Origin of the sequence: Dietzia sp. (assembly GCF_036741115.1) — a bacterium.
GTDB lineage: Bacteria > Actinomycetota > Actinomycetes > Mycobacteriales > Mycobacteriaceae > Dietzia.
This window is the reverse complement of sequence record NZ_DAINST010000077.1, coordinates 9,493-13,276: the sequence shown is the minus strand read 5'-3', so window position 1 is coordinate 13,276 and position 3,784 is coordinate 9,493. Positions and strand designations below refer to the sequence as shown.

3 protein-coding genes and 1 pseudogene are annotated in these 3,784 nt (G+C 69.0%); 2 read left to right on the top strand and 2 right to left on the bottom strand.

The features are described from left to right. Together V7E05_RS11515 and V7E05_RS11510 are read right to left on the bottom strand one after the other, a co-directional pair. A pseudogene (locus V7E05_RS11515) lies at nt 1–646 on the bottom strand (inositol-3-phosphate synthase); the annotation flags it as partial. Further along, the gene (locus tag V7E05_RS11510; protein ID WP_333619796.1) at nt 636–1,289 is read right to left on the bottom strand and encodes a PadR family transcriptional regulator; all 654 of its coding nucleotides are present in this window, start codon (nt 1,287–1,289) and stop codon (nt 636–638) included. The gene V7E05_RS11510 and the pseudogene V7E05_RS11515, both read right to left, overlap by 11 nt. A gap of 586 nt (nt 1,290–1,875) precedes the next feature. Between V7E05_RS11510 and V7E05_RS11505 the strand changes: the two genes are divergently transcribed. Next, complete coding sequence (locus V7E05_RS11505; RefSeq protein WP_333619795.1) at nt 1,876–3,093, top strand: AI-2E family transporter; 1,218 nt, start codon at nt 1,876–1,878, stop codon at nt 3,091–3,093. An 11-nt stretch (nt 3,094–3,104) separates the two neighbouring features. After that, a complete protein-coding gene (locus tag V7E05_RS11500) occupies nt 3,105–3,560 on the top strand; it encodes a DUF5318 family protein (protein WP_333619794.1) in 456 nt (151 codons plus the stop codon). The last annotated feature ends 224 nt before the right edge of the window (nt 3,561–3,784 follow it).

Here is a 3,784-nt window from a genome sequence, read left to right as displayed (position 1 = left end):
AGGTGCGGTCCAGCGTGACGCCGCGATCCTCGAAGAGCTTCGCCATGACGCGGTGCGTGATGGTGGCGCCGACCTGCGACTTGATGTCGTCGCCGACGATCGGGACGCCCGCGGTGCGGAACTTCTCGGCCCACTCGGGGTCCGAGGCGATGAACACGGGGAGCGCGTTGACGAATGCCACGCCGGCGTCGATGGCGCACTGCGCGTAGAACTTGTCGGCCTCCTCCGAGCCCACGGGGAGGTAGGAGACGAGCACGTCGACCTCGGCCGCGCGGAGCGCCTCGACCACGTCGACCGCCTCGGCGTCGGACTCCTCGATGGTCTCGCGGTAGTACTTGCCGAGGCCATCGAGGGTCGGGCCGCGCTGCACGGAGACGCCGGTGGGCGGCACGTCGGAGATCTTGATGGTGTTGTTCTCGGAGGCGAAGATCGCCTCGGAGAGGTCCATGCCGACCTTCTTGCCGTCCACGTCGAACGCGGCGACGAACTCGACGTCGGAGACGTGGTAGTCGCCGAAGGTCACGTGCATGAGGCCCGGGACCTTGTCGTTCGCCGAGGCGTCCTTGTAGTACTCGACGCCCTGCACCAGCGACGAAGCGCAGTTACCGACGCCGACGATCGCGACGCGCACCTTGCTATTGCCCATTTCGTGTATCTCCTTCGGAAACATCCTGGGTTCGAACAGTGTTGTTGTTGGTCTTGTCCCGCTCCGCACCCTCTTCGGGTGCGGCTCCGTCCGCGGCTGTCTCGCCGGCGATCAGCTCGTTGATCCACCGCAGCTCCCTCTCGCTCGATTCGAGCCCGAGGAGTGTGAGCTGCCGCGTGTACCGACCGACTCTCGTGCCGTCCGCGGTGCTTGCCGCGCCGCGCTGTTCCTCCCGCCGGGCCTCGAGGACCCTGCGGCGCCCTTCGAGAACGCGCAGCCTCGCGGCATGCGGCGTCCGATCGAACAGCGCGAGGTGAACGCCGAAGCCGTCGTCGCCAAACCCTCCGGGAGCCGGCTCCGCCAGCATCCTCTCGAGTTCCGCGCCGCCCGCCTCGGTGAGCCGGTACGGCTTCTTGTTCTTCTTGCCCCTGCCCGTTGCGGGCACCAGGGCGCGGCCGCCCTGTGGGGATGACGGCGGAGCCTCCTCGATCAACCCGGCGCTGCGCAGTTTGCGGAGTGTCGGGTAGAGCGAGCCGAACGAGACGGTACGGATCGTGCCGTACATCTCGGACAGGCGCTTGCGGAGCTCGTAGCCGTGCATGGGACCTTCATCGAGGAGACCGAGCACCGCGAGATCGAGCATGCGTGTACCCCTTCCCTCGAATCGAAAGCCCTGCGCCGCTACGGGACTCGCGCCGAGCGTGCCGCCGTGGAACCGTGTGGTGTTCCGCCGAACGGAGACGGAATTTCACTTGGCGTCGATAACCGTACACCTCCACGATGTATCGGCGCGATATAGCCACGCGTGATCTCGCTCGCATATATCGGACACGGCCCGGGGGAAGGGGCCCGACGGTCCCCGGCGGTGGACGGCGCCCGAGGAATAACATCGCTGCATGAATGGAAAGAGCGGGGGCCCTGAGCGCGGAGCGCAGGTAGATCCGGCGCGGGTAGATCCGGCACAGGAAGAGGCGGGGCGGGTAGAGCCGGGGCGGAAAGAACCGGTGGGGAAAGAACCTTCGCGGGTAGAACCGGGGCAGGGCGAGCGTGACCGGGACCGGGATTTGGACCGGAGACAAGACATAGACCGGGGCCAGGACCGAGACCGGGGCCGGGAGCGGGACCTCGACCGAGCCCGAGGCCGGGACACGGACGGGCCCCGGGGCGCCGAGGCGCGTAGGGGACTGGCGGAGCTCCGCCCCCGCCAGGCGCACCTGCCGTATCCGATAGTGCTGGGGGCCTGGTGGTCGGCGTGCGCGCTGCTCATCGCCGGAGGACTGTGGCTGCTCGGGAAGGTCGTCGGCAGCGTGCCGGTCGTCGTCATCCCCATAGCCGTGTCCGTCCTCCTGTCGGCCATGCTCTTCCCCGTGGTCGGGTTCCTGCAGAGGCGGCTGCGCTTCCCGCGGCTGCTCGCAGCGCTGTCGACGGTGCTCGCCCTGCTCGCGATCATCATCGGCGGGATCGCGCTGATCACCCAACAGGTCGCCGCGGACTACCCGTCGCTCCGGGACAAGGCCTCGGCGGGCGTCGACCAGATCCTCGGCTGGCTCGACAAGGGGCCGCTCGGCCTGGGCAAGACCCAGCTCGATGGCGCCGTGACCAAGGCGCAGGCCGCTCTGTCGGCGCATTCGAGCGACCTCGCCTCCAGTGCGGTCAAGGTGGGCGGGCACGCGGTCGACTCCGTCGCCGGGCTCTTCATCTGCCTCATCGCCCTGTTCTTCTTCCTCTATCAGGGCCGCGCGCTGTGGCTCTTCCTCGTCGGGCTCGCGCCGAAGGCAGCGCGCCACAGGATCGACGAGGCCGGGCGCCGAGGCTGGGTGAGCCTCGGCGCGTTCGCGCACACCCAGGCGCTCGTCGCGGCGATCAACGCGGCATGCGTGGGCATCGGCGCGGCGATCCTCGGGGTGCCGTTCGCCCTGCCCATCGCGGTCGTCGTGTTCCTCGCCTCGTTCATCCCCATCGTCGGCGCGCTCGTGTCCGGGGCGCTGCCGGCGCTCATCGCGCTCGTGGAGAACGGGCTGTGGACTGCGGTGATCATGGTGGTCATCGTCGTGATCGTCCATCAGATCGAGACCCACGTGCTCCAGCCATTCCTCATGGGCCACGCCGTGGCGCTGCACCCGCTCGTCGTGATCATCATCGTCGCCGCCGGCACCTACCTCTTCGGGCTCGCGGGCGCGCTCTTCGCGGTGCCGCTCGCGGCGACGGCGAACGCGTCGGTCCGCTATCTCGTAGGCCACGACATGTTCCCTGCGCTCGACGATGTCCCAGGTCCTGCGATGGCCGGAACGGGCAGTGAAGAGGCAGACCGAGGCGGCGCCGGCGACGCAGACGAAGGCGGCGGCGACGGCGGCAGCGGCGGCCGGAGCGAAAGTGGCAACGACGCCGACGACGGCCCGGCTTCCGGGCAAGCCCCGCGGGGAACCGGGGACCGGGCCACGACGTAATGTCGAAGGCAATGGACGAGCGGCACGCGAGCTCGGGCGAGATCAAGCTCGACCCGACCGAACCGAAGCGGGTTATCGACTACTCGCTGCGCCGTCGTGCCTCCCTCGAGGCGCTCTCCTCCGGAGAGGCCGCCCTTGAGGAGGTCTGCGACGCGGACCGCTACCTCCTGCGCGCCGCGGAGTTCCACGGCGTGCCGGGCACCGTGCCGTGCCCGGTGTGCCGCAAGGACAACCTGGTCACCGTCAAATGGGTGTACGGCAACTCGATCGGCGACGCCGCGGGCTCCGCGCGTACGGACGAGGAGATCGAGGAGCTCGCGCGCGTGCACGACGAATTCACTGTCCACGTCGTCGAGGTGTGTCGCTCCTGCCGCTGGAACCACCTCATCGAGAGCTACGACGTGGGTTGGCCCGCCGGCCTGGCGGCGAAGATCCGCCGCGCCGGCAAACTCCGCGGGCAGGCCTGAGCGGGCCCGACCCGGCCACAATTCCTACCTTCGTTCCGCTGCTTGCGGCTTGGTTGTGGTTCTGTGCACGATAATGCGCGACAATGGAAGCTCTACGTGGCGTTCGAACGTGAGATCCCAGCGGCCCATCCGGCGCTGAAGGTCCGCGGACACAGGGCCCACGTGATCGAGCGGGGGTAATCCCGCCCGAACGCGCGTCCCGGCGAGTACGGGCACGCGTGGGC

Bases quoted from the DNA above. Each gene is read 5' to 3' on its own strand.
- V7E05_RS11500 (WP_333619794.1), top strand. From the start codon at position 3,105: ATGGACGAGCGGCACGCGAGCTCGGGCGAGATCAAGCTCGACCCGACC.
- V7E05_RS11510 (WP_333619796.1), bottom strand. From the start codon at position 1,289: ATGCTCGATCTCGCGGTGCTCGGTCTCCTCGATGAAGGTCCCATGCAC.